Below are 21132 nucleotides of genomic sequence, written 5' to 3' on the forward strand. Positions count from 1 at the left end.
GCGTCACTTGGTTCGGCCGGCCGGATGGCTTAAAGACCTCGCGATCATGATCGACGACATCTCAGCATCCATCCGCAAGGCCGTGCCCCCGATCCATCGGGAAGGCCGGCCGTTCATCGCGATCTTCGCGGCCATCGCCCTCGTGCTGTTATTCATCTGGCAGCCGCTGGGGTGGATCGGCGTCGGCGCGACCATCTGGTGCGCGCTGTTCTTCCGCGACCCCAACCGCGTCACGCCGATGCGCGACGGGCTGGTGGTGAGCGGGGCCGACGGCGTGGTCTGCGACGTCAAGCGCGCCGTGCCGCCGCCGGAGCTCGGCCTCGGCGCGCTGCCGCTGCCCCGCGTCGCCGTGTTCATGAACGTCTTCGACGTGCACGTGAACCGCGCGCCCGTCGCCGGGACCGTGACGCGCGTCGCCTACACCGCGGGCAAGTTCTTCAACGCCGACCTCGACAAGGCGAGCGAGGACAACGAGCGCAACGGCCTCGTCATCCAGAGCGCGCACGGGCCCCTGGGCGTCGTGCAGATCGCGGGCCTCGTCGCGCGCCGCATCGTGTGCTTCGTGCGCGAAGGCGAGACCATCGGCGCCGGCGAGCGCTTCGGCCTCATCCGTTTCGGCAGCCGCGTCGACCACTACCTGCCGGAGGGCGTCGAGCCGCTGGTCGGCGTGGGCCAGCGCACGGTGGCCGGCGAGACCGTGATCGCCGACCTGACGGGCGCCGCGCCCGCGCGGACCTTCCGCAAGAGTTGAGCCGCACGCCCGCCAACCCGAGAGACGCGCGATGATCGATCCGGACGCTCCCAATCCCGTCCGCCGCTCGCCCTTCACGCGGCTCCGGCGCGTGCCGATTCGCTTGCTGATCCCCAATCTCGTGACGCTGCTCGCGCTCTGCGCCGGCATGACTGGCGTACGGATGGCGATCGAGGGCCGGCTGGAGCTCGCGGTCTACCTCGTGGTGCTCGCCGCCGCGCTCGACGGGGTCGACGGCCGGCTCGCGCGCCTGCTGAAGGGCGCGTCGCGCTTCGGCGCGGAGCTCGACAGCCTGATCGACTTCGTCAATTTCGGCGTCGCGCCTGCGCTCATTCTCTATGTCTGGGGTCTGAACGGGCTCGGCCATGTGGGCTGGATCGCCTGCCTGATCCTCGCCATCGCCTGCGCGCTGCGGCTCGCGCGCTTCAACGTCGCGCTGGACGACCCGAACAAGCCGGCCTGGGCCGGGCAGTTCTTCGTGGGCGTGCCGGCGCCGGCCGGCGCGATCGCCGCGCTGCTGCCGATCTATCTCGAGTTTCTGGGGTTCCCGCGCGTGCCGGTCGCGCTGCCGGCGGTCGAGGTCTACATCCTCGCGGTGGCGTTCCTGATGGTGAGCCCGCTGCCCACCTGGTCCGGCAAGAAGCTCGGCTCCCGGATCGACCGCACCTGGGTCGCCCCGGTGCTGATCGCGGCGGCGCTCGCGGTGACGCTGCTGGTGAGCTACCCGTGGTTCGTGCTCGCCGGCATCACGCTCGCCTATCTCGCGACGCTGCCCTTCGCCTTCCTGCACCAGCGCAGGCTGATACGGGCGGACCGGGCCGTGGCGCCGGCCGAGACGTCCGACGCCGGTCCCGGCTAAGGCAGGCTCTCAGCCCTCGCAGGCGGCGACGCGCAGGCGAAGCGGAGCTGCGGGAAACGCCCCGCGCAGCAGCCGGAGCGCTTCCGCGGTGGTCGCCGGTCGGCTTCGCTGCAGGAAGGCGCGCATATCGTCGAGGTTCATCGCCGCGACGACGGCGGGATGGGCGGCTCCGGAGACGGAGCCGGACGCATAAGCGGACGGCATGGTCGAATCCTCATCGGCACGCGATGGTACGACGATACGTCTCGAACGGTTAACGGCCCGTTAACCGCGGTTAACGCCCGGTCGGCGCTTGGCAAACGGCTTCGCCGCAACGCATCATCGGCGACGAACGGGACGCCGAGCGGACAAGACGTGACCACAGCCCTTCAGCGGCAGGACGGACGACGGCAGCGCGCCAAGGGCGCGGCGACGGTCGCCTTCGCGCGACGGTTCGACGCCACGCGCCTCGCCGACCTCGCGCAGTCCGGGGCGCTGCGGGTGCTGTTTCCGCGTCCGGAGCCGGGAGCGCCCCCGACCGCCGTGCTTGCGAACATCGGCGGCGGGATCGCCGGCGGCGACAGGCTGTCGGTCGAGGTGCGCTGGGGCGCGGACTGCGAGGCGATCGCGACCACCCAGGCCGCCGAAAAGGTCTATCGCGCCCTCGATGTTCCGGCCGAGGTCGAGACGCGGCTTCAGGTGGAGCGGGGCGCGCGCGCCTGCTGGCTGCCGCAGGAGACCATCCTGTTCGACGGCGTGTCGCTGGAGCGGCGGCTCGAGGCGGACGTCGCCCCGGACGCCACGCTGATCGCCTGCGAGAGCATCGTCTTCGGCCGCACCGCGCGGAACGAGACCGTCGCCCGCGGCCGTCTCATCGACCGCTGGCGGCTCCGCCGCGGCGGCAAGCTCGTCTTCGCCGACACGCTCGCCCTCGACGGCGCGGTGGCCGACACGCTGGCGCGCCCCGCGATCGGCGGCGGCGCCACGGCGGTCGCGACCCTCGTCATGATCGCACCCGACGCCGAAGCCCGGCTCGACGGCGTCCGTGCGTTGCTGGAGAGCGCGCGGTCGGAGGCGGGCGTCAGCGCCTTCGACGGCTGCCTCGTCGCCCGCTTCGTCGCGCGCGAGGCGCCGGCGCTCCGGCGCGACCTCGCCCTGTGCCTCGAACATCTGACGGGGCGGCTGCTGCCCCGCGTCTTCGCGTTCTGAAGGAGCCCCGATGAACCTCACCCCCCGCGAGAAGGACAAGCTCCTCATCAGCATGGCGGCGGTGGTCGCCCGCCGTCGGCTGGAGCGCGGCGTCAAGCTGAACCACCCCGAGGCGATCGCTCTGATCGCGGACTTCGTGGTGGAGGGCGCCCGCGACGGCCGCACCGTCGCCGAGCTGATGGCCGCCGGCGCCAAGGTGCTGACGCGCGAGCAGGTGATGGAGGGCGTGCCCGAGATGATCCACGACGTGCAGGTGGAGGCGACGTTCCCGGACGGGACCAAGCTCGTCACCGTGCACGAGCCGATCCGCTGAGGAGGACGCCATGATCCCCGGAGAGATCTTTCCCGCCGCCGGCGACATCGAGCTCAACGCCGGCGCCGCGACCGTGACGCTCGACGTCGCGAACACGGGCGACCGGCCGATCCAGGTCGGCAGCCACTACCACTTCGCGGAGACCAACGCGGGGCTCGCCTTCGACCGCGCCAAGGCCCACGGCATGCGCCTCGACATCGCCGCCGGCACCGCCGTGCGCTTCGAGCCGGGCCAGACCCGCACGGTCACGCTCGTGCCCTATGGCGGCGACCGCAAGGTGTTCGGCTTCCGGGCGGACGTCATGGGGCCGTTGTGATAGTGTCGAAGGTCTTGGCGTAATCAGACAGCGAGCGCCGCAGATGCCCACATACAGAGCTGAGGTTCGGTCTGACGGCTCCGTCGTGCTTCCCGATGACTTGAGGGAGCGGCTGGAGATCAAGCCGGGTGTCCCCGTCGAGTTCTTTCTCGCCTATGACGGGCAAGTGCACTTTCACGCTATCACCGAGACGGCGTGGGGCTGGCAAAACCTCTTCGAGAAGTGTGTTCCGCCGCTTTCGATCCGAGAGATGGACGACGCGATCGTCGAAACGGTCACCGAGGACGACGATCGCATCCGCTCTTACGGCGTGGCGAAGAAGCGCGGTCACGCCGCCGAATGATCGGCGTCGACACCAACATCCTCGTCCGGCTTTTCACCGGCGACGACGAGGTTCAGGCGGCTGCGGCCGCGCGCTTCGTCGATAAGGCGGAGGAGCCGGTCTTCGTCAATGTCATCGTCGTTCTCGAAACCCTCTGGACGCTCAAGCGCGCCTGTCGGTTCGACGAGGATCGTCTTGTGATGATCCTGCGGAAGCTCACCGAGCATCCGGCGATCACCTGCAGCCACAAAGACCTCATGCGCGACGCGGCCCATCGCACAAAGGAGGAGGGCGGCGACGTCGCCGACAACCTCATCGCCTCGATGAACCGCTCGGCGGGCTGCTCCACGACTTGCACGTTCGATCGCGAAGCCGCCCTGAGCGACGGCTTCACCCTGCTCACAATCTGAGATCCCCATCCCATGCCCGCAAAGATCTCCCGCTCGGCCTACGCCGACATGTTCGGCCCGACGGTCGGCGACCGCCTGCGGCTCGCGGACACCGACCTCATCATCGAGGTGGAAAAGGACTTCACCACCTATGGCGAGGAGGTGAAGTTCGGCGGCGGCAAGGTCATCCGCGACGGCATGGGGCAGTCGCAGGCGAGCCGGGCGCAAGGGGCGGTCGACACCGTGATTACCAACGCGCTGATCGTCGACCATGGCGGGATCATCAAGGCGGACGTCGGCCTGAGGGACGGCCGCATCGCCGCCATCGGCAAGGCCGGCAATCCCGACGTGCAGCCGGGCGTGACGATCGTCGTCGGGCCGGGCACCGAGGTGATCGCGGGCGAGGGCAAGATCCTGACCGCGGGGCTGATCGACGCCCACATCCACTTCATCTGCCCGCAGCAGGTGGACGACGCGATCGCCTCCGGCGTCACCACCATGATCGGCGGCGGCACGGGTCCCGCCACCGGCACGACCGCGACCACCTGCACGCCCGGCCCGTGGCATCTGGCGCGGATGATCGAGTCCGCCGAAGCTTTCCCCGTGAACCTGCTGTTCTCCGGCAAGGGCAACGCCTCGCTGCCGGCGGCGCTCGAGGAGCAGATCCGCGGCGGGGCGGCGGCGCTGAAGCTGCACGAGGACTGGGGCACGACGCCCGCCGCGATCGACTGCTGCCTCACCGTCTGCGACGCCTTCGACGTGCAGGCCATGCTGCACTCCGACACGCTGAACGAGAGCGGCTTCGTGGAGGACACGATCGCCGCCTTCAAGGGCCGCACCATCCACGCCTTCCACACCGAAGGCGCCGGCGGCGGCCACGCGCCCGACATCATCAAGGTCGCGGGCCTTCCGAACGTCATCCCGTCGTCGACCAACCCGACGCGGCCCTACACGGTGAACACGCTCGACGAGCATCTCGACATGCTCATGGTGTGCCACCACCTCGACCCCTCGATTTCCGAGGACGTGGCCTTTGCCGAGAGCCGCATCCGCAAGGAGACGATCGCCGCCGAAGACATCCTCCACGACATGGGCGCGCTCTCCATCATCTCGTCCGACAGCCAGGCCATGGGCCGCGTCGGCGAGGTCGGCATCCGCACCTTCCAGACCGCGCACAAGATGAAGGTCCAGCGCGGGCGTCTCGGCGGAGAGACCGGCGACAACGACAACCTGCGCGTCCGTCGCTACATCGCCAAGATCACGATCAACCCGGCGATCGCGCACGGGATCTCGGCGCACGTCGGCTCGGTCGAGGTGGGAAAGCTCGCGGACCTCGTGCTGTGGTCGCCGGCGTTCTTCGGCGTGAAGCCGGACCTTGTGCTGAAGATGGGGATGATCGCCGCCGCCCCGATGGGCGACCCCAACGCCTCGATCCCGACGCCGCAGCCCATGCACTACCGTCCGATGTTCGGCTCGTTCGGACGCGCGCTGCAGAAGTCGTCGGTGATCTTCACCTCGAAGGCCGCGATCGAGGACGGCCTCGGCCAGCGCCTCGGCCTCACGCGCGAACTCGTGGCTGTGACGAACGTGCGCGGCGGGATATCCAAGGCCAGCATGATTCTGAACGACGCCACGCCGGTCATCGAGGTCGACCCCGAGACCTACGACGTGCGCGCCGACGGGGAGCTTCTCACGTGCGAACCGGCCGACGTCCTGCCCATGGCGCAGCGGTATTTTCTGTTCTGAGGAGGCTGCTCGGCGTCCCGGCGCGCCTCGGGCCTTGTCCCGGCCTTGAGCCGGGACCCAGACCCACGGGGCGTTTCGAAGAAAACGCGCCAGTCGCCGCGGCTGTCCGGAGATCGGCGCGCGTCCGGATCCCGGCTCGGGGCCGGGACAAGGGGGGTGCGGGTGTCGCCGGGCTCCTCGCGTTCGTCGGTATCGTTTTCGGCCTCGCGCTTCCGGCGCATGCGGAAACCCTCCCCGAAGCCCAGCGTCCGCCCGTCGAGGCTGCGTTCAAGGCCTGGCTCGGCTCCGCCGTTCGTCCGGCGGCGCTGAAGGCGGGCGTCTCCGCGCAGACCTTCGAGGCCGCGACGCGGGACGTCGCGCTGGACTGGAGCCTGCCGGACCTTGCGCCGCCCGGCGCGCCGCCGGCACGCGCGCAGCGGCAGCCGGAGTTTTCGGACCCCGCGCGCTATGTGGCCGAAGCCAACTTCGCAGCGCTCGTGAAGGAGGGCCGCGCCGAGCTCGTCAAATGGAAGGCCGCGCTCGACCAGATCGAGAAGCGCTTCGGCGTGCCGCGCGAGATCGTGGCGGCGATCTGGGCGCGCGAATCGCGCTTCGGGCGGGCTTCGATCCCCTATTCCGCTGTGCGGGCGCTCGCGACCGAGGCGTTCATGGGCGCGCGCAAGGAGCAGTTCTTCCCCGAACTCGTCGCGGCGCTGAAGATCCTCGAAGGCGATCACGTCAGCCTCGCGGCCATGAAGAGCTCCTGGGCTGGCGCCATGGGCCAGCCGCAGTTCCTGCCGTCGAAATATCTCGAGAACGCCGTCGACATGGACGGCGACGGCCGCCGGGACATCTGGGCCTCCGTGCCCGACAGCCTCGGCTCGATCGCGAATTATCTGCGCAAGCACGGCTGGGCGCCGGGCCGGGCGTGGGGCGTCGAGGTGGAGCTTCCGGCGGAGGTCGCCTGCACGCTGGAGGGGCCGGACCAGGGCCTCACCGTCGCGCAATGGGCCGCGGCGGGCGTTCGGCCGAAGCCCGGCGGCGCGTTCACGAAGGACGCGGGCCGCAAGCTGTTCCTGCTGAACCCTGCCGGGCGTTCGGGGCCGGCCTTCCTCGTCTCCGAGAACTTCTATGTGCTGAAGGAGTACAACGAGAGCGACCTCTACGCGCTGTTCGTGGGCCATCTCGCGGACCGCTTCGGCGCCGGGCGGCCGATCGCAGGCTCCTGGACCGCGCCGAAGGGCTTCGACCGCACCGACGTCGCCGCCATGCAGCGGCGGCTGGAGGGGCAGGGGCACGACGTCGGCACGGCGGACGGCCTCGTGGGTTTCCGCACCCGCGTCGCCATCGGCCGCTGGCAGGTGGGCAAGGGGCAAGCGCCGACGTGCTACCCCGACGCCGGGCTGGTGAAGACCGTCGGGCGGTGATCCGGTCGCGCCGCGCGCCGACGCGGTTGTGATCGTAAGCGCGTCAACCGGCGGCGACGGCGCCTGGGACCCTGTCGACCGAGCCGCGGCGGCATGCCACAGTCACGCGCCCTCGGGGCGCTCAGGTCTTCGTCAGGCCCGCAAGAAACGAACAAGGGAACGTCGATGTCGAACGAGAATCTCACCCTTACGCGCCGGCGCTTCGGCGGGCTGATCGGCGCCGCGGCGGGCTCCGCGGCGCTCGGGCCGCTGGCGGCGCCCGCCCTGGCGCAAGGGTTTCCCGGCCGCCCCGTCACGCTGATCGTGCCGTTCGCCCCGGGGGGCTCGACGGATCTCGTCGCGCGTCTCGTTGCGGCGAAGATGAGCGAGACGCTCGGCCAGCAGGTGATCGTGGACAACCGCGGCGGCGCCGGCGGCAACCTCGGCGCGGGCACGGTCGCGAAGGCGGAGCCCGACGGCTACACCATCCTGATGGGCACGGTCGCGACCCATGCGCTCAACCCCGCGCTCTACAAGAAGATCTCCTACAACGCCGAGACGGACTTCGCGCCGATCTCGCTGCTCGTGAACGTGCCGAACGTCCTCACCGTCAATCCGAACTTCGGCGCGAAGACGGTGCAGGAGCTGATCGACATGGCGAAGAAGGATCCCGGCAAGTACTCCTACGCCTCGTCCGGCAACGGCTCGCCGCTGCATCTCTCGGGCGAACTGTTCAAGAAGCTGGCGGGCATCGACCTGATCCACATCCCCTACAAGGGCTCGGGCCCGGCTCTGGTGGACGTGATCGCGGGGCAGGTGCCGATCCAGTTCGACAACATGCCGTCCTCGACCGAGCACATCAAAGCCGGCCGCCTGCGCGCGCTCGGCGTGACGACGGCGCAGCGGGTGCCGACCTTCCCGGACCTGCCGGCGATCGCCGAGACGCTGCCGGGTTACGACACCTACTCGTGGAACGCTTTGTTCGCGCCGAAGGGCACGCCGCCGGAGGCGATCGCCAAGCTGAACGAGGTCGCGGTCAAGGCGGTGAACGATCCGACCGTGAAGGCGAAGCTCTCGGACTTCAGCGCGGTGACCGTAGGCTCGACCCCGGAGGAACTCGCGACGCTGGTGAAGACCGAGCTCGCCAAGTGGGCGCCGATCGTGAAGGACTCCGGCGCGCAGATCGACTGAGGCACAAGGGCGGAAGCGCTCCGCGTTCCACGCGCTCCGCGCACAAAAAAAGCGGCGTCTTGCGACGCCGCTTTTTCATTTTAGGGCCTAAAGGCCGAAGCTCAGAACCAGCCGCCGCGGCGGCCGCCGCGCTCGTACCAGCGGCGGTCTTCTTCCTGGCTGGCGTAGACGATCGCGGCGACGACGCCGACGCCGATCGCGAGCCCAAGCAGCGAAAGGCCGGGGTTGCGCTGCACGACGTGGCTGGCGCGACGGCCGTAATACACGGCGTTGTCGGCGGCCGACTGCAGCGCGTCGACGCCGTCGTCATAGAGCGTGCTCGCGCCGGGGCCGAACGACTTCGCCGCCGAGCGGGCGCGCTTGCGGGCGTCGCGGGCGCGTTCGCCGGCGAGGGTCGACACACGTTCGCCCAGCTCCGCGATGGTGTCCCGAAGGTGCGCGAGCTGATCGCCGGCGTCGCCTGCAAGGCCGCTTACTTTACGATCCACCATGATCAAACCCCTTCAGTTTCCGGAAAATCTTGACGGCAAAACCCGTCTTCGTTCCGTACAACGCACGAGGGCCCGAGAGGTTCCGGGGCGTCAGGAGGGGTCCGGCGGTCTCCTGCGGTGGTGGTCGGTCGCGCTCTGGAAGGCTTCGCCGAGGGTGAGCAGCGCGGGATCGTTGAACGGGCGTCCCATCACCTGGACGCCGATCGGCAGTCCGTCGCGCGACAGGCCGGCCGGCAGCGCGATCGCGGGCAGGCCGAGATAGTTCACGGGCCGCATCAGGGCGGAGACCGCGGCCACCACGCCGTCGAACCGCGCGCCGACGTCGGTGTCGGCGATCGGCGGCGCGGGGAAGCGCGCGATCGGGGCGATCACCGCGTCGCAGGCGCCCATGTGCTCGATCCGCCGGGCGAGCGCCGGCCCGCGTCCGCGGAGCGCGTCGACATATTGCACGCCGGAGTAGCCGAAGCCGTTGATGAGGCGCGCGCGGGTCTGCTCGCCGTAGAGCTCCGGACGCTCCGCGAGGTTGCGCCGGTGCAGGGCCGCGGCCTCCGCGCCGAGGGCGATCAGCGCCGCGCTGCTGAGGAGCGCCTCGTCCGGCAGGTCGACCGAGACGATGCGGCAGCCGAGCGAGCGGAAGGTCTCGATCGCCTGCTGGAAGGCGCTCGCGACGTCGGCGTCGAGGTCCTCCACATAGAAGCTCGTCGGCACGCCGATGGTCATGGCGGAGGCCGGCCGGTCGTCCTCGCGCCAGGGCTCGCCGGTCTCGCCGTCCAGCGGGTCCGGGCCTGCGACCAGGCGCATGATGAGGCGCAGGTCGCGGGCGGAGCGGGCGAGCGGGCCGATGGTGTCGAGGGTGGACGACAGCGGCATGGCGTTGGCGCGGCTGACGAGGCCGAGCGTGGTCTTCAGTCCCGTCACGCCGCAGAAGTGCGCGGGCAGCCGCACCGAGCCGCCGGTGTCGGAGCCGAGCGCCGCGAAACTCAAGCCCGCCGCCACCGCGACGCCGGAGCCGGACGACGAGCCGCCAGTGATGCGCTCGGGATTCCACGGGTTTCGGGCGTGGCCGAAATGGCTGTTGTGGCCGGTGACGCCATAGGCGAACTCCGCCATGCCGAGCGCGCCGAGTCTGATCTGGCCCGCGGCCTCAAGCCGCTCCAGCACGGTCGCGGTCTCGGTCGCGACCCAGTCAGCGCGGAGCGCCGAGCCGCAGGAGACCACCTTGCCGGCGGCGTAGAACATGTCCTTGTGGGCGAGCGGCACGCCGTGCAGCGGGCGGGTGGGCTCTGAGGCGTCGGCCCTGTCGGCGGCGAGCAGCGCGGCCTCGGGCTCGAACGACGTGAAGGCGTTGACGTGCGGCTGCCAGCGTTCGATTCGCGCGATCAGCGCCTCGGTCAGCTCACGCGACGACACGCGCTTCGCGGCGACCGCCGCCGCGGCGTCGACGAGGTCGAGATAGGCGAGTTCCGTCGCGTCGGTCATGGTCGCGTAAGTCCCGGCGGCCTCAGTCATGGAAACCGCCGGCGCTGCGTGCGGCCGCGGCGATCGTCCGGCGCAGCCGGGCGAAGTCGGAGGGTTGGTCCTCGAAGCCGAGCGCATCCTGAAAGCCCGCCGCCGCTGCGGTCACGGCGCTCACCGAACGGGCGACGCGCTCGCCGCTCTCCGCGTCGATGGCGAGGCCTCCGAGCGCGGCGATGGCGCGAGCGGTCTCTGGCGTCAGCGGTTCGTGCGGCATGCGGCCTCGTGTCCCTGTGTTCGGTGCGTGGAAGATCCGCGCGATCCTCCCGCCCTTGCGTTTTCCGTGCCAGAGCGCGACGACAACGCCATGGCCGAATGTCCTGGCATAGCGCATCTCGCTGAGATGGCCGATGGCGGCCTCGCGCGCGTCCGCACGCCCGGAGGTCGCCTGAGCGCGGACCAGGCGCGCGGGGTGGCGGACGCCGCCGGGACGCTCGGCTCCGGCGTCATCGATCTCACCAACCGAGCCAACCTCCAGATCCGCGGGCTGTCGCTCGACGCCGGGCCAAGACTTGGCGAGCGGCTCGCCGCCGTCGGCCTCTACGTGGGCGGGGAGGCTGATCGACGGCGCAACGTGCTGCTCGATCCGTTGGCAGGGCTCGACCCGACGGAGATCGCGGACCTTAGGCCTCTGGCCGCTGCGCTGGCGGATGCGCTGGGCTCCGCGGACGTCGCCGCCGATCTCTCGCCGAAGTTTTCGATCGCGCTCGACGGCGGCGGCCGGGCCGGCCTCGCCGCCACGGCCTCCGATCTGACGCTGTTGGCCCGGCGCGACGGGGCGGGGCGGGGCGCTCTGGCGCTCGCTCTCGCCGGCCGGCCGCTGGGCGTCGCGACGGAGCCGGAGACCGCGGTCGCCGCAGTCCTCGCGGTCGCCCGCGCCGCCGCGGCGCTCGGCCCCGACACGCGCGCGCGCGATCTCGCGCCGCATGTCGTCGCCGCCGATCTCGTCGCGTCCGGCCTCGCTGCGCCCTGCGGCGACGTCGCATGGCCAGCCGAGGTGCGTCCGGTCTTCGGCGCGCTGCCGGCGTCGCACGCCGAAGGCCGTGCGGCGGTGGTCGTTCCCGTGGCCGTGGGGCGGCTGGACGCCGGCCAGCTGCGCTGGCTGGCCGCCCGCGCGGACGAGGACGGGGAGGGCGCGCTGGTGCTGGCGCCCTGGTCCGCGGTGGTGCTGCCGGGCGTCGCGCCGGCGAGGGCCGCCGACCTGCTGAGACGGTCGGACGCCGTGGGGTTTCCGCCCGTCGCCGTCGTGGAGCGCCTCACCGTCGTCGCCTGCGCCGGCGCACCCTCCTGCGTCCGCGCGCGGGAGCCCGCGAAAGGCGCCGGCCTCGCGCTCCTCGCCCGGGCGGCGGCCAGCGGCGCCGCGCCCTTGGCGCGCGTGCACCTCTCCGCCTGCGGCAAGGGCTGCGCGGGCCCGGCGGACGCCGACCTGCTGCTGCTGGGCGCAAGCGACGCTCCCGGCTGGACCCTCCACGCCCACGCCGCCCCCCGCCGGCCGGGACCGGCCGTCGGCCGGCTCGCGGAGGCCGACGCCGACGCGATTCTGGAGTGGCTGGCGCAGCGAGGATGACCTGCGCGCTTGGAGCCCCGGTCTTCCCTTCTCCCCCAGCGGAAGAAGGTGGACGGCGCTAAGGCGCCGGCCGGATGAGGGCTCGTCCGGGACATCCTTGGCGGCGACGGAGGGCGTCCCAGGCGACCCCTCACCCCAACCCTCTCCCGCAAGGGGAGAGGTGGACCATGACGTCGCGCGCGTCCGGAGCGCTCGAGCCTGGCTCCGCCGTTCGAAGCAGCGACCGCACTGCTGGAAGCTTGCGGCGTCTCGGCGACGTTTAAGCCAAGAGACGCCTTGCCAGCCGGCGCCGCCCCCGTCACAAGGCTGTCGCGAGGCTTCAGGGCGGGCGTGATGGACTATGTGAAGGACGGGGCGGAGATTTATCGCCGCTCGTTCGCGACGATCAGGGCGGAGGCCGATCTTGGGGGACTGCCCGACGACGTGGCCGGAGCCGTGGTGCGGATGATCCACGCCTGCGGCATGACAGACCTTCCCGCCGACGTCCGGTTCGATCCCGCCGTGGTCGCGGCCGGCCGCGCGACGCTGCGCAATGGCGCGCCCATCATCACGGACGCCAAGATGGTCGCCTCCGGCGTCACACGATCGCGCCTGCCCGCCGACAACGAGGTGCTGTGCTTCCTCGACGACCCGCGCACCCCGGGGCTCGCGGCCGAGCTTGGCACCACGCGCTCCGCCGCCGCCGTCGAGCTGTGGCGCGACCGGCTGGAAGGGGCGGTGGTCGCGATCGGCAACGCGCCGACGACGCTGTTTCACCTGCTGGAGCGGCTCGACGCCGGCTGGCCGAGACCCGCGGCGATCCTCGGCCTGCCGGTCGGCTTCATCGGCGCAGCGGAGTCGAAGGACGAGCTGGCGGCGAATCCCCGCGGCGTGCCGTTCCTCACGCTGCTTGGCCGGCGCGGCGGCAGCGCGATGACGGTCGCCGCGATCAACGCCGTCGCGGACCCCAAGGAATGACCGCCCCCGGACGACTTTCCGGCGTCGGCGTCGGCCCCGGCGATCCGGAGCTTCTGACGCTGAAGGCGCTCCGCCTGATCCAGCAGGCGCAGGTCATCGCCTATCCCGCGGCCAAGGCCGGCAACGGCGTGGCGCTCGCGGCCGCGCGGCCGCATCTCCGCCCCGACCAGGAGCTGCTGCCGCTGGTCTACCCCGTAACGGCGAGCCCCGAGGCGGACCTGCCGTCCTACCCGCAGGTGATGCGCGACTTCTACGATTCGAGCGCCGAGGACATCGCGTCCCGCCTCGACCGGGGTCTCGACGTCTGCGTGCTGTGCGAGGGCGACCCGTTCTTCTACGGCTCCTTCATCTACTGGCACCACCGGCTGAAGGACCGCTACGAGACCACGGTGACGCCCGGCGTCTCCTCGGTGATGGCGGCCCCGGTCGCGCTCGGCCGCCCGCTGGTGCTCCGGCGCGACACCGTCACCGTCATCCCCGGCACGCTTCCGGCCGAGGAGCTGACGCGGCGCCTCGCCGCCGCCGACGCCGCCGTCGTCATGAAGCTTGGCCGCACCTTCGCCAAGGTGCGCGCGGCGCTCGACGCCGCCGGCGTGCTTGAGCGGGCGTTCTACGTGGAACGCGCCAGTCAGGAGCGCGAGCGCGTGCTGCCCGCGGCGGAGGTCGACCCGGCCTCGGTGCCCTACTTCTCCATCATCGTGCTGCCCGGTCTCGAGACGCCGTGACGCGCGACGCCGCGCCTCGGCCGATCGTCTTCGCCTTCAACGCCTCCGGCGCCGAGACCGCGCGGCGGACGGCGGCGGCCGTGGGCGGGGAGACGGCGGGGCTTGCGGGCCGCGTCGCCGACCTCGACGGCGTCTTCGAGGACGCCGCCGGCGCGGTGGCGGAGGCGTTTCGCGCCGGCCGGCCGATCTTCGGCGTCTGCGCCGCGGGCATCCTCATCCGCCTGATCGCGCCGCTGCTGCGCGACAAGCAGGCCGAGCCGCCGGTGCTGGCGGTCTCCGACGACGGATCGTCTGTCGTGCCGCTGCTCGGCGGCCTCGCCGGCGCGGACGTGCTGGCGCGGACGGTCGCGGCGGCGCTGGGCGGCGCGGCGGCCATCACGGGCGCCGGCGCGCGCCGCTTCGGGCTGGTGCTTGAAACCCCGCCCGCGGGCTATGTGCTGGCGAACCCGCAGGACGCCAAGCGCGTCACCTCCGACCTGCTGGCCGGCGCCCGCGCCCGGATCGAGGGCGAGGCGCCCTGGCTCCGCGCGTCCGACCTGCCGCAGGACGGCGACGGCGCCGTGCTGCTGCGGGTGACGGCGGAGGAGGTTCCCGCGCCGGCCGACGGCCTGCTGTTCCACCCGCAGGTGCTGGTCGCGGCCTTCGACCGGCCCGACATGGCGACGCTCGAGGCCTTCGACGCCGCGCTGGCGCGGCTCGCCCTCGCGCCGGCCGCCCTCGGCGTGGCGCTGGCCCCTGAAGGCGCGCCGCTGCACCACCTGTTTGTCGAGGCGCTCATCGCGCGGGGCGTCCCGCTCAGGATCGTCGAGCAGCGGCTGGAGGACGGCGAGACGATCCACGCCGAGCCCGGCCTGCGCATCCATCACTTTTCGGCGCCCGTCGCGCCCGAGGATTTCGGCCGCGCGCCGGGCCGCGTGACCGTGGTCGGCCTCGGCCCCGGCCCGCGCGGCTGGCTGACGCCGGACGCGGCCGCCGCGCTCGACCGCGCGTCCGATCTCGTGGGCTACGAGCCCTATCTCGCCATGGCGCCGGAGCGCGCCGGCCAGCGCCGCCACGGATCCGACAACCGCGTCGAGGTCGAGCGCGCGCAGGCGGCACTGACGCTCGCAGCCCAAGGGCGCGAGGTGGCGGTCGTCTCCTCCGGCGACGCCGGCGTGTTCGGCATGGCGGCGGCGGTGATGGAAGCGCTGGAGGCTGCGCCCGCGGGCTGGCCCTCGGTCGCGGTCGAGGTCACGCCCGGCGTCTCCGCCATGCAGGCCGCCGCCGCCCGCCTCGGCGCGCCGCTCGGCCACGATTTCGCGACCATCTCGCTGTCGGACTACCTGAAGCCCTGGGAGATCATCGCGCAGCGGCTCGCCACCGCGGCCGAGGGCGACTTCGTCATCGCGCTCTACAACCCCGCCTCCAAGACCCGCCGCGAGCAGCTCGTTCGCGCGCTCGACATCCTCCGCGCCCGGCGCGCGCCGGAGACGCTGGTGGCGCTGGCGCGCAGCGTCGGGCGGAGGGGCGAGGGCTTCACCCTCACGACGCTTGGCGAGCTCGACCCCGAGCTTGTCGACATGCGCACGCTGGTGCTGATCGGATCGTCCAGGACCCGCGCCTTCGCCCGCGCCGACGGCAAGACGTGGCTCTACACGCCCCGCAGTTATCTGGATGACGAGGCGGGCGGATAAGGCCTCTTTAAGCAGCGCGTTTCTGGGCGGGTGCGTGCTTCGAGACGCTTCACTCCGTCGCCGGTTTCAGATGCCGGTCGTGCGCGGCGTCGTAGAGCGCGCTCGTCGCGTCGCCTGCGCCGCCGAGCGCCCAGCCCACCAGCACCAGCGCCGTGCGCTCCACGCCATAAGGCGCGGCCTTCTCGACGATGTCGGCCAGCGTCCCCCGCACGATGACCTCGTCCGGCCAGGTCGCGCGGGCGACCAGCGCGACGGGGCAGTCCGCCCCGTAGAGCGGGGTCAACTCGGCTGCGATGCGGGGAAGCTGCTTCGCGGCGAGGTGAAGTGCCAGCGTGCCGCGGGAGGCCGCGACGTTCGCGAGCGTCTCGGCCGGCGGCATCGGCGAAGCTCTGCCCGAAAGCCGGGAGAGGACGACGGTCTGCGCCACTTCCGGCACGGTGAGTTCCACGCCCAGCCGCGCGGCGGCAGCGGCGAAGGCGGGCACGCCGGGGGTGATCTCGTAGGGGATGCCGCGGGCGGCGAGCGCTGCAAACTGCTCGGCTGTCGCGCCGTAGAGCGAAGGGTCGCCGGAGTGCACGCGCGCGACGTCGAGGCCGGCCGCATGCGCCGCCTCGACTTCTGCGACGATCTCCTCCAGCGCCATGCCGGCGGTGTCCCGCACGCGCGCGCCCTCTGGCGCATAGGCCACCACGGCCTTGGGCACCAGCGAACCGGCGTAGAGGCAGACCGGACAGCGCGCGATCAGGTCGCGGCCGCGCACCGTGATGAGGTCCGGGTCCCCGGGGCCTGCGCCGATGAAATGGACGGTCACATCCGCCTCCTCAGGTCCGCGGCTTCGTGGCGACGAACTGGGTGATCGGCATCGCCGGCCGCCACCCCGTCATGCGGCCCACGGGTTCGGCGTTCGCGATCTGCAGGCGCACGAGGTCGCCGCCCAGCGTCCCGCGCGCCGCGAGCAGCTTCGTCTCGGTTTCCAGCGTCACGGCGTTGGCTACGAGCCGCCCGCCGGGCTTCAGCGCGGCCCAGCAGATCTCCAGCGCGCCGGGCGCGGTTGCGCCGCCGCCGAGGAACACCGCGTCGGGCCGGGGCAGCCCGGCGAGACCCTCCGGCGCCGCGGCCTCGCGCACGTCGAGGCCGGGAACCCCCAGACGGGCGGCGTTGGCGCGGGCGCGGGCGGCGCGGTCCGCCCGCGGCTCCAGCGCGATGGCGCGCGCCCCGCGGGCGGCGCGCATCCATTCGACGCCGATCGAGCCGGAGCCTGCGCCGACGTCCCACAGCAGCGCCCCGGGGAGGGGGGCGAGCCTCGCCAGCGTCAGCGCGCGCACCTCGCGCCGGGTGATCTGGCCGTCGTTGGCGAAGGCGTCGTCGGGCAGGCCCGGCACGCGCGGCAGCAGCCGCGCGTCCGGCCCCGCGACGCAGGCGATCGCCACCGTGTTGAGCTGGTCGAAGACGCGGTCGCCGACCGCATGGGCGGGGAGCGAAGTCGCCGCGGCCTGAGGCCCGCCGAGCCGCTCGAGCACTGTGACCGCGCTGTCGCCGTAGCCGTGGGCGACCAGCAGCGCGGCGGCCGCGGCGGGCGTCGCGCCGCCGGCGGAGAACAGCACGATGCGGGCGCCGTCGTGAAGCTCGGCGGCGAGGCTTTCCACCGGCCGGCCGCAGGCGGTGACGAGGGCGGTGGAGGCGACCGGCCACAGCATCGCCGCGCAGGCGAGCTGGAAGGCGGAAGGCGCCGGCAGCACGGTCATCTCCTCAGGCCCCACCCGCCCGAGCAGCGTGGCGGCGACGCCGTGGAGCAACGGGTCGCCGCTCGCCAGCACGACGGTCGTCCGCCCGCGCCAGGAGACGAGCACGTCGAGGAACGGCAGCATGGGCGAGGGCCAGGCGTGGCGTTCGGCCTTCGGAGACGCCGAGGCCGGGATCAGTTCGAGGTGCCGCGCGCCGCCGACGACCTTCTCCGCAGTCGCGAGCGCCGCGCGGGCCGCGAGGCCGAGACCGTCGAGGCCGTCCTCATTGACGCCGACCACGGTGAGCCAGCGGGGGTGATCAGGGGAGCGGGTCATGGGATCCGGGCGCCGGCTCTGAGAGGAGTGCGTGCTTCGAGACGCATGCCTTACGGCATGCTCCTCGGCATGAGGAGGTGAGAGATAGGTTTAGGAGGCGCGCGGACTGTCGTCGCCGCTCGCAACCGTCATGTCACCCTCGCCGTCATGGTCCGGCTTGACCGGACCATCCACCTCCGACGTCGATCTCTACGCCGCAGATGGGTCCTCCGGTCGAGCCGGAGGACGACGGCGAGGGCGACCCAGATGGCTCAAGACGTCGGCAAACCCAGCATTTCCGCCGCCAGCCGGGCAGCTTCGTCGACGCTTCCTGCGGTCAGTCCTTCAGGGCGAGGCGGGCGCTCCACCATGACGACCGGTAGTCCGAGTTCCCGCGCCACGACGAGCTTGGCTTCCGCCGCCGCGCCGCCGCTGTTCTTCGAGACGACGGAGCCGATCCCGCGGTCCGCAAATAGGCGACGCTCCGCCTCCAGCGCGAACGGGCCGCGGTCGCAGAGGAAGGTCGCCGCCGGATGGTCGAACGGCGCGTCCGGCGGGTCGATCACGCGGAGCAGCAACGTCAGGTCGCGGCGGGCGGCGAAGGGCGCGATCTCCTGGCGACCGACGGTCACGAAGCAGGGCCCGTCCGTCACAGGCGCGAGCGCGGCGGCGGCCGTCACGTCGGGCGCCATCCGCCAGTCGTCGCCGGGCTGAGGCCGCCACGCCGGCCGCTCCACATGGATCAGCGGCGTCCGCGTCGCTGCGCAGGCCGCCGCGGCGTTGGCCTTCATGCGGGCGGCGAAGGGGTGCGTGGCGTCGACCACCAGCGCCACACGCTCAGTCTTGAGGTACTCCGAAAGCCCCTCCGCGCCGCCGAATCCGCCGACGCGCGCGTGTCCCACCGGCTGGCGCCGCGCGCCGGTGCGGCCGGCGAAGGAGGTGGTGACGTCGCAGCCGAGCGTCGAAAAGCGCTCCGCCGCGGCGAAGCCCTCGGACGAGCCGCCGAGCACCAGAACGTGCGGGCCGGCCGCCATCACAACGCCGCCTTTATCCGAAACGACATGACGGCGCGGGATTGTGCGGCGCCGTCCGAACCGCCATGGTCCCGCGCATGTCGACTGCCTCTGATCCCGCGCGCGTTCATTCCGCCCCCGTCGCCTTCGATCCCGCCTTTGCGCGCGCGCTGCCCGTGTTCGCCGCCGGCTCGGTCTGGCTGGTCGGCGCCGGGCCGGGCGATCCCGGACTTCTCACTCTGCAGGCCGCGTGGGGGCTGTCGCAGGCCGATGTCGTCTTCTTCGACGCGCTCGTCAACGACGCCGTGCTGAACTTCGCGGCCCCCGGCGCCGAACTCGCCTTCGTGGGCAAGCGGGCGGGGTGCCCGTCGCCGAAGCAGTCCGAGATCAACGCCCGGCTGATCGACGCCGCCCGCGCCGGCAAGCGCGTGCTGCGGCTGAAGGGCGGCGACCCCTACGTCTTCGGCCGCGGGGCCGAGGAGGCCCAGGGGCTCGTCGCGGCGGGCGTGCCGTTCCGGGTCGCGCCGGGGGTGACCGCCGGCGTCGGCGGGCTGGCTGCGGCCGGCATCCCCGTGACCCACCGCGACGTCAACCAGTCCGTCACCTTCCTCACGGCGCACGACGCCTCCGGCGGCCTGTCCGCGCGGCTCGACTGGGCGGCCTTGTCCGCGGGCTCGCCCGTGCTGGTGGTCTACATGGGGTTTCGCCTCATGCAGGTGATCGCCCAGAAGCTGATGGAGGCGGGGCGTCCGGACTCCGAGCCCGCGGCGATCGTGGCGCAGGCGACCACCCCGCGGCAGAAGGTGGTGCGCACCACGCTCGGGCGGCTCGCCGCGGGCGAGGACGCGGGCGGCCTGGAGCCGCCGGTGCTGGTCGTGGTCGGCGGGGTCGTGGCGCTGGCGCCCGTGCTCGGCGTCGGCGGCTACGCCGCGCCCGTGGACGACGTGGGCTGATGACGCCCGCGCTGGTCGTCGCCGCGCCGGCCAGCGGCTCCGGCAAGACCACGCTGACGCTCGGCCTGCTGCGGGCGTTCCGCTCGGCGGGCGTCGCGGTGGGCTCCGCGAAGATCGGGCCGGATTACATCGATCCCCGGTTCCATGCGGCCGCTACAGGCCGCCCCTGCCTCAACCTCGACGGCTGGGCGATGCGGCGCGACCGGGTGCTGACGCTCGCGACCGCGGCGGGCGAGGGGGCGGACCTGCTCGTCGTCGAAGGCGTCATGGGTCTGTTCGACCGCGCGGCCGAGACCGGCGTGGAGGGGCGGGGCGGCACGGCGGAGGTCGCCGGCATGCTGGAGGCGCCGGTCGTGATGGTGGTCGACACGGGCGGCATGGCGCAATCGGTCGGCGCGGTGGTCGACGGGTTCCGCCGCCGCGCCGGCGGGCCCGACGTTGCGGGCGTGGTGCTGAACCGCGTCGCGAGCCCCCGCCACGAGGCGCTGCTGCGCGAGGGCTGCGCGGAGGCGGGGATCGCGGTCTTCGGCGCGCTGCCGCGTCGTGCGGAGCTCAAGACGCCGTCGCGGCATCTGGGCCTCGTCCAGGCCGAGGAGATGTCGGACCTCGAAGGCTTCCTCGACCGCGCCGCGGCCCTCGTCGCAGCCCATGTGGACCTCGGCGCGCTCCGGGCGCTGGCCCGGCCGCTGCCGCGCGCCGTCTCCCACGTCGGCCGCCCGGCGGTTCCGCCGCTGGGCTCGCGCATCGCGGTCGCCTCCGACGTCGCGTTCCGCTTCGCCTATCCTCACCTGCTGGAAACCTGGCGGGAGAGCGGAGCCGAGCTCATGCCGTTCTCGCCCCTCGCCGACGAAGCGCCGGACGCGGACGCCGACGCGGTCTACCTGCCCGGCGGCTACCCCGAACTCCACGCCGGCCGGCTGGCGGCGGCCGGGCGTTTCCGGACCGGGATGCGCGACGCGGTCGATCGCGGGGCGTCGGTGTTCGGCGAGTGCGGGGGCTACATGGCCCTGGGCGACGGCCTCGTGGACGCGGACGGCGTCCGCCACGCCATGCTCGGCCTGCTCCGGCTCGAGACCTCGTTCGCGACGCGAAGGCTGCATCTGGGCTACCGGCACGCGACGCTCGTCGCGGACAGCGCGCTCGGCGCTCACGGCGCGACCTACCGGGCGCACGAGTTCCACTACGCCTCGGTGCTGGCCGAGACGGGCGACCCGCTGTTCGAGCTTCCCGACGGGACCCGTTGCGGCCTTGCGGCCGGCCCGGTGTCAGGCTCCTTCTTGCACCTCATCGACGGCGGCTGACGCCGGCTCCTCCACCAACGCGTGGGCGACGCCATGCGGCGGCAGGCGGGCGATGGTGTTCTTGCGCACCACCTGGGGGCGCGCGCGCCACGGCGGGATTCCGTCCGCGCTCTCGGCGTGGGCGAGCGCGAAGCCGACGAGGTCGGCGGCGTCGAGCGGCGACAGGTTGCCCACGACATAGCCGAACTTGGCCTCGCCCGAGACCGTGGCCGAACAGGCGCGCGAGCAGGCGGAGAGACAGGCGATCGCCTTCACCTCCACCGTCGCGCCGGCGTCCCGCAGGGCGACCGCGGCGACGACCTCGCGGAGCAGGGCGGCGCCGGGGCGTTCGGCGTCCTCGGGCGCGCCTTCGGGGCGGCAGGTGCGGCAGATCGTAAGGGTCACGGGCGCGCTCATGGTCCGCTCCTAGCATCAAACCTAGCCGTCCGACCACTTGAC

24 protein-coding genes are annotated in these 21132 nt (G+C 72.6%); 16 read left to right on the forward strand and 8 right to left on the reverse strand.

Annotated features, from left to right (window positions below; genetic code table 11):
- Nucleotides 1-46: 46 nt before the first annotated feature.
- Together JOD31_RS16130 and JOD31_RS16135 are read left to right on the forward strand one after the other, a co-directional pair.
- On the forward strand, nucleotides 47-751 hold the full coding sequence (locus JOD31_RS16130) for a phosphatidylserine decarboxylase (RefSeq protein WP_204951467.1): 705 nt from the start codon (nucleotides 47-49) through the stop codon (nucleotides 749-751).
- Between the two features lie 31 nt (nucleotides 752-782).
- Nucleotides 783-1610 (forward strand): CDP-alcohol phosphatidyltransferase family protein, encoded by an 828-nt coding sequence (locus tag JOD31_RS16135; protein WP_204951468.1) that lies wholly within the window; start codon nucleotides 783-785, stop codon nucleotides 1608-1610.
- A gap of 9 nt (nucleotides 1611-1619) precedes the next feature.
- On the opposite strand, the gene JOD31_RS16140 is transcribed toward JOD31_RS16135, so the two are convergent.
- Nucleotides 1620-1814, reverse strand: coding sequence for a transferase (locus tag JOD31_RS16140; RefSeq protein ID WP_204951469.1), 195 nt, complete (start codon nucleotides 1812-1814; stop codon nucleotides 1620-1622).
- Nucleotides 1815-1964: 150 nt separating this feature from the next.
- On the opposite strand from JOD31_RS16140, the gene JOD31_RS16145 reads away from it, so the two are divergent.
- The 8 genes from JOD31_RS16145 to JOD31_RS16180 all read left to right on the forward strand — a co-directional run bounded on the left by JOD31_RS16145 (nucleotide 1965) and on the right by JOD31_RS16180 (nucleotide 8460).
- A complete protein-coding gene (locus JOD31_RS16145; RefSeq protein ID WP_204951470.1) occupies nucleotides 1965-2798 on the forward strand; it encodes an urease accessory protein UreD in 834 nt (277 codons plus the stop codon).
- Nucleotides 2799-2808: 10 nt separating this feature from the next.
- Nucleotides 2809-3111 (forward strand): urease subunit gamma, encoded by a 303-nt coding sequence (locus tag JOD31_RS16150; RefSeq protein WP_020185735.1) that lies wholly within the window; start codon nucleotides 2809-2811, stop codon nucleotides 3109-3111.
- Between the two features lie 10 nt (nucleotides 3112-3121).
- Nucleotides 3122-3427 (forward strand): urease subunit beta, encoded by a 306-nt coding sequence (locus JOD31_RS16155; protein ID WP_204951471.1) that lies wholly within the window; start codon nucleotides 3122-3124, stop codon nucleotides 3425-3427.
- Nucleotides 3428-3512: 85 nt separating this feature from the next.
- A complete protein-coding gene (locus JOD31_RS16160; protein WP_204951472.1) occupies nucleotides 3513-3770 on the forward strand; it encodes a hypothetical protein in 258 nt (85 codons plus the stop codon).
- Nucleotides 3767-4159: a type II toxin-antitoxin system VapC family toxin gene (locus JOD31_RS16165; RefSeq protein WP_204951473.1), complete on the forward strand. Its 393-nt coding sequence runs from the start codon at nucleotides 3767-3769 to the stop codon at nucleotides 4157-4159. Before JOD31_RS16160 ends, JOD31_RS16165 begins: the two co-directional genes overlap by 4 nt.
- 12 nt (nucleotides 4160-4171) lie before the next feature.
- Nucleotides 4172-5884 carry an urease subunit alpha gene (gene ureC / locus JOD31_RS16170; RefSeq protein ID WP_204951474.1) on the forward strand — a complete coding sequence of 571 codons (1713 nt, stop codon included), beginning with the start codon at nucleotides 4172-4174 and terminating at the stop codon, nucleotides 5882-5884.
- Between the two features lie 191 nt (nucleotides 5885-6075).
- The gene (locus JOD31_RS16175) at nucleotides 6076-7290 is read left to right on the forward strand and encodes a lytic murein transglycosylase (protein ID WP_204951804.1); all 1215 of its coding nucleotides are present in this window, start codon (nucleotides 6076-6078) and stop codon (nucleotides 7288-7290) included.
- 165 nt (nucleotides 7291-7455) lie between these two features.
- A complete protein-coding gene (locus JOD31_RS16180; RefSeq protein WP_204951475.1) occupies nucleotides 7456-8460 on the forward strand; it encodes a Bug family tripartite tricarboxylate transporter substrate binding protein in 1005 nt (334 codons plus the stop codon).
- A 101-nt stretch (nucleotides 8461-8561) separates the two neighbouring features.
- Here JOD31_RS16180 and JOD31_RS16185 read toward each other — a convergent pair whose 3' ends face one another.
- From JOD31_RS16185 to JOD31_RS16195, 3 genes are all read right to left on the reverse strand, one after another.
- On the reverse strand, nucleotides 8562-8951 hold the full coding sequence (locus JOD31_RS16185; protein WP_204951476.1) for a hypothetical protein: 390 nt from the start codon (nucleotides 8949-8951) through the stop codon (nucleotides 8562-8564).
- Nucleotides 8952-9041: 90 nt separating this feature from the next.
- Entirely contained in the window at nucleotides 9042-10430 is a 1389-nt protein-coding gene (locus JOD31_RS16190) for an amidase (protein ID WP_246482554.1), read from the reverse strand.
- A 22-nt stretch (nucleotides 10431-10452) separates the two neighbouring features.
- Nucleotides 10453-10683 carry a hypothetical protein gene (locus JOD31_RS16195; RefSeq protein ID WP_204951478.1) on the reverse strand — a complete coding sequence of 77 codons (231 nt, stop codon included), beginning with the start codon at nucleotides 10681-10683 and terminating at the stop codon, nucleotides 10453-10455.
- A 90-nt stretch (nucleotides 10684-10773) separates the two neighbouring features.
- Between JOD31_RS16195 and cobG the strand changes: the two genes are divergently transcribed.
- The 4 genes from cobG (at nucleotide 10774) to cobJ (ending at nucleotide 15388) form a co-directional block, all read left to right on the forward strand.
- Entirely contained in the window at nucleotides 10774-12033 is a 1260-nt protein-coding gene (gene cobG, locus JOD31_RS16200) for a precorrin-3B synthase (RefSeq protein ID WP_204951479.1), read from the forward strand.
- A gap of 330 nt (nucleotides 12034-12363) precedes the next feature.
- Nucleotides 12364-12990: a precorrin-8X methylmutase gene (locus tag JOD31_RS16205; RefSeq protein WP_204951805.1), complete on the forward strand. Its 627-nt coding sequence runs from the start codon at nucleotides 12364-12366 to the stop codon at nucleotides 12988-12990.
- Nucleotides 12987-13715 carry a precorrin-2 C(20)-methyltransferase gene (locus JOD31_RS16210; RefSeq protein ID WP_204951480.1) on the forward strand — a complete coding sequence of 243 codons (729 nt, stop codon included), beginning with the start codon at nucleotides 12987-12989 and terminating at the stop codon, nucleotides 13713-13715. Before JOD31_RS16205 ends, JOD31_RS16210 begins: the two co-directional genes overlap by 4 nt.
- Complete coding sequence (cobJ, locus tag JOD31_RS19780) at nucleotides 13712-15388, forward strand: precorrin-3B C(17)-methyltransferase (protein ID WP_204951481.1); 1677 nt, start codon at nucleotides 13712-13714, stop codon at nucleotides 15386-15388. Before JOD31_RS16210 ends, cobJ begins: the two co-directional genes overlap by 4 nt.
- A 49-nt stretch (nucleotides 15389-15437) precedes the next feature.
- Here cobJ and cobM read toward each other — a convergent pair whose 3' ends face one another.
- The 3 genes from cobM to JOD31_RS16230 form a co-directional block, all read right to left on the reverse strand.
- The gene (gene cobM, locus JOD31_RS16220) at nucleotides 15438-16199 is read right to left on the reverse strand and encodes a precorrin-4 C(11)-methyltransferase (RefSeq protein WP_204951482.1); all 762 of its coding nucleotides are present in this window, start codon (nucleotides 16197-16199) and stop codon (nucleotides 15438-15440) included.
- A 10-nt stretch (nucleotides 16200-16209) separates the two neighbouring features.
- Nucleotides 16210-17448: a precorrin-6y C5,15-methyltransferase (decarboxylating) subunit CbiE gene (gene cbiE, locus JOD31_RS16225; RefSeq protein ID WP_204951483.1), complete on the reverse strand. Its 1239-nt coding sequence runs from the start codon at nucleotides 17446-17448 to the stop codon at nucleotides 16210-16212.
- A gap of 251 nt (nucleotides 17449-17699) precedes the next feature.
- Nucleotides 17700-18461: a cobalt-precorrin-6A reductase gene (locus tag JOD31_RS16230; RefSeq protein ID WP_204951484.1), complete on the reverse strand. Its 762-nt coding sequence runs from the start codon at nucleotides 18459-18461 to the stop codon at nucleotides 17700-17702.
- 77 nt (nucleotides 18462-18538) lie between these two features.
- On the opposite strand from JOD31_RS16230, the gene cobA reads away from it, so the two are divergent.
- Nucleotides 18539-19393 carry a uroporphyrinogen-III C-methyltransferase gene (gene cobA / locus JOD31_RS16235; protein WP_246482555.1) on the forward strand — a complete coding sequence of 285 codons (855 nt, stop codon included), beginning with the start codon at nucleotides 18539-18541 and terminating at the stop codon, nucleotides 19391-19393.
- Entirely contained in the window at nucleotides 19393-20694 is a 1302-nt protein-coding gene (locus JOD31_RS16240; RefSeq protein WP_204951486.1) for a cobyrinic acid a,c-diamide synthase CobB, read from the forward strand. The genes cobA and JOD31_RS16240 overlap by 1 nt, the downstream gene beginning before the upstream one ends.
- On the opposite strand, the gene JOD31_RS16245 is transcribed toward JOD31_RS16240, so the two are convergent.
- Nucleotides 20659-21090 (reverse strand): DUF1636 family protein, encoded by a 432-nt coding sequence (locus JOD31_RS16245; protein ID WP_204951487.1) that lies wholly within the window; start codon nucleotides 21088-21090, stop codon nucleotides 20659-20661. The genes JOD31_RS16240 and JOD31_RS16245 overlap by 36 nt on opposite strands.
- Nucleotides 21091-21132 lie beyond the last annotated feature (42 nt).

This window comes from Methylopila capsulata, assembly GCF_016907975.1.
Lineage (GTDB): Bacteria > Pseudomonadota > Alphaproteobacteria > Rhizobiales > Methylopilaceae > Methylopila > Methylopila capsulata.

Excerpts from the sequence above, each read along its gene's own strand:
- JOD31_RS16165 (WP_204951473.1), top strand. The coding sequence starts at position 3,767 with ATGATCGGCGTCGACACCAACATCCTCGTCCGGCTTTTCACCGGCGAC.
- JOD31_RS16180 (WP_204951475.1), top strand. The coding sequence starts at position 7,456 with ATGTCGAACGAGAATCTCACCCTTACGCGCCGGCGCTTCGGCGGGCTG.
- cobG (WP_204951479.1), top strand. The coding sequence starts at position 10,774 with ATGGCCGAATGTCCTGGCATAGCGCATCTCGCTGAGATGGCCGATGGC.
- JOD31_RS16230 (WP_204951484.1), bottom strand. The coding sequence starts at position 18,461 with ATGGCGGCCGGCCCGCACGTTCTGGTGCTCGGCGGCTCGTCCGAGGGC.
- ureC (WP_204951474.1), top strand. The coding sequence starts at position 4,172 with ATGCCCGCAAAGATCTCCCGCTCGGCCTACGCCGACATGTTCGGCCCG.
- JOD31_RS16130 (WP_204951467.1), top strand. The coding sequence starts at position 47 with ATGATCGACGACATCTCAGCATCCATCCGCAAGGCCGTGCCCCCGATC.
- cbiE (WP_204951483.1), bottom strand. The coding sequence starts at position 17,448 with ATGACCCGCTCCCCTGATCACCCCCGCTGGCTCACCGTGGTCGGCGTC.
- JOD31_RS16155 (WP_204951471.1), top strand. The coding sequence starts at position 3,122 with ATGATCCCCGGAGAGATCTTTCCCGCCGCCGGCGACATCGAGCTCAAC.
- JOD31_RS16210 (WP_204951480.1), top strand. The coding sequence starts at position 12,987 with ATGACCGCCCCCGGACGACTTTCCGGCGTCGGCGTCGGCCCCGGCGAT.
- JOD31_RS16135 (WP_204951468.1), top strand. The coding sequence starts at position 783 with ATGATCGATCCGGACGCTCCCAATCCCGTCCGCCGCTCGCCCTTCACG.
- JOD31_RS16140 (WP_204951469.1), bottom strand. The coding sequence starts at position 1,814 with ATGCCGTCCGCTTATGCGTCCGGCTCCGTCTCCGGAGCCGCCCATCCC.
- JOD31_RS16245 (WP_204951487.1), bottom strand. The coding sequence starts at position 21,090 with ATGAGCGCGCCCGTGACCCTTACGATCTGCCGCACCTGCCGCCCCGAA.
- JOD31_RS16150 (WP_020185735.1), top strand. The coding sequence starts at position 2,809 with ATGAACCTCACCCCCCGCGAGAAGGACAAGCTCCTCATCAGCATGGCG.
- JOD31_RS16190 (WP_246482554.1), bottom strand. The coding sequence starts at position 10,430 with ATGACCGACGCGACGGAACTCGCCTATCTCGACCTCGTCGACGCCGCG.
- JOD31_RS16195 (WP_204951478.1), bottom strand. The coding sequence starts at position 10,683 with ATGCCGCACGAACCGCTGACGCCAGAGACCGCTCGCGCCATCGCCGCG.
- cobA (WP_246482555.1), top strand. The coding sequence starts at position 18,539 with ATGTCGACTGCCTCTGATCCCGCGCGCGTTCATTCCGCCCCCGTCGCC.
- JOD31_RS16185 (WP_204951476.1), bottom strand. The coding sequence starts at position 8,951 with ATGGTGGATCGTAAAGTAAGCGGCCTTGCAGGCGACGCCGGCGATCAG.
- JOD31_RS16240 (WP_204951486.1), top strand. The coding sequence starts at position 19,393 with ATGACGCCCGCGCTGGTCGTCGCCGCGCCGGCCAGCGGCTCCGGCAAG.